Annotated in this window: 2 protein-coding genes; one reads left to right on the top strand and one right to left on the bottom strand. The window is 39.9% G+C overall.

Features of this window, described 5'->3' with window-relative positions; genetic code table 11:
• Positions 1-662: 662 nt before the first annotated feature.
• Positions 663-845: a hypothetical protein gene (locus tag H6G97_RS51055; RefSeq protein WP_104902368.1), complete on the bottom strand. Its 183-nt coding sequence runs from the start codon at positions 843-845 to the stop codon at positions 663-665.
• 285 nt (positions 846-1,130) lie between these two features.
• Here H6G97_RS51055 and H6G97_RS51050 point away from each other — a divergent pair.
• The coding region (locus H6G97_RS51050; protein ID WP_479684988.1) for a ParM/StbA family protein at positions 1,131-1,594 on the top strand (464 nt) is incomplete at its 3' end.

Genomic DNA, 1,594 nt, shown 5'->3' with positions numbered 1-1,594 from the left:
CATTCATTCCAATGGTTGACTTCTATGTGAGAGGGGCGAGACATCATCTCGAACCCACCTATAACTTCATGTGGTTGAAGTACGCGGTTGCTATTAATCACGGATTTTTCCCTCAAATACTTTGGTTTTCAGTATCTGGAGGGGGTTATCGCGCTGCTAAACCCTAATATCTACATAATTCGCTGTATTGCTTGATTTTTCCAAGTTTTGGTTTTTCACATAACAAATTAATGACTTTTTTAGCCAAAATCTGCCACAGTAGCACACCAAAGTTGCCACAGCTATCGATATAATATGGTGAGGCAGCACGGATTGAATCTCATTAGCCAATCAGTGGTTTCTAAGCTTCCAACTTTTCGTCCACTGGTTTGGTGCGTTTGAGATCCCCCTCCGGCTCCAATTTTTGGAATATTGAATTTTCAGTTTCGGATAAAGCGTCACTACTTAGTAGTGGCGCTTTTGTCCATTTATCTTTTGATAGTGTTGTATATCTACCTCCGTTGTACGCTTCATTTCACTACTGCCTCATCTTACAGAACTTCTGTTAGCCTGACATCCAAGTAAAATACAAACTTTAAGTAAATTTGCTTAACACAAGTGATTGCCCGTTGTAGTCGCTCGGTATTTGAGTCATAAAGTGCAGTGCGATCAATCTAGTTAATTTATTGACGCTGCTTTTTATCAGCATCAATTTTAGTTTGTACCCACTGTTCTATTAGTGTTCGGGCTTTCTCACTCATATTTGTGTTTTCCCTGGCACACCAGACCTTAAATTCAGTTCGCAATGATTCAGGGAGAAAAACACGAAAACTTACAGTAGGTTCGTCTTTTTTGTCATCTGGCATATCTAGGCTATGTACATCATTAAGCCTATCATACCTTGCTTTTGTAATCTTTACTATATATCATCTGCCATTTACGACACACCAGGGGCTATTAACATACATGACCTATATAATATAGCATAACAGATAACAGCCATAAATGTCATGGGAAGACTAAATCTGTGTTAAGTGGTTGAAATGCCAAGTATAAATTATCGGTTACAACCTTAAAGCAGGATAGTAAAAACCAAGGCAGAAAGGCAATTTCAGAACCTTGCCAATTAAATATTTTGAGGATTAAAACCTATGACAGATTTGGCAATCAATACCGGAAATGCCAATACTGGGCAGAAAGGGAAACTCACAATTATTGCTGGTTATGACCTCGGTAATTCCAGCATTAAATTTGTATCGTCAGACCAAAAAATCAGGTTTCCTAGTTATTTAGAGAACTGTTACTACCGCCCAACCGAGACTCCCACTGAAGGTTACGTTGAGTACCTAGAGGGAGATGCAATGACCAAACTGGACTATAAGCAGTGGTTGTCAGGTTTTGCGGCTTACGACGCTAACCCCAAAAACCACTTGCGAGTGACCGACGATGCTACTGCAAAAGTGAATCAATCCCTGAAACACTTGCTAGCAGTGCTTTCCTATTACCCTTATAAAGCTTCAATTGAGTTAGTAATCTGTGCATCTTTGCACGAAAGAGGCGATTTAGAAGATCAGCTGATTGAAGCACTCACTGGTCGCCATGTCGTCAAGTTTGG

It is taken from the genome of Nostoc flagelliforme FACHB-838, from assembly GCF_014698065.1.
In the GTDB taxonomy this organism is placed as follows: Bacteria; Cyanobacteriota; Cyanobacteriia; order Cyanobacteriales; family Nostocaceae; genus Nostoc; species Nostoc flagelliforme_B.
Note: the sequence above shows the minus strand (reverse complement) of the source record. Positions and strands in the feature narration are given on the sequence as shown.

Bases quoted from the DNA above. Each gene is read 5' to 3' on its own strand.
- H6G97_RS51055 (WP_104902368.1), bottom strand. From the start codon at position 845: ATGCCAGATGACAAAAAAGACGAACCTACTGTAAGTTTTCGTGTTTTT.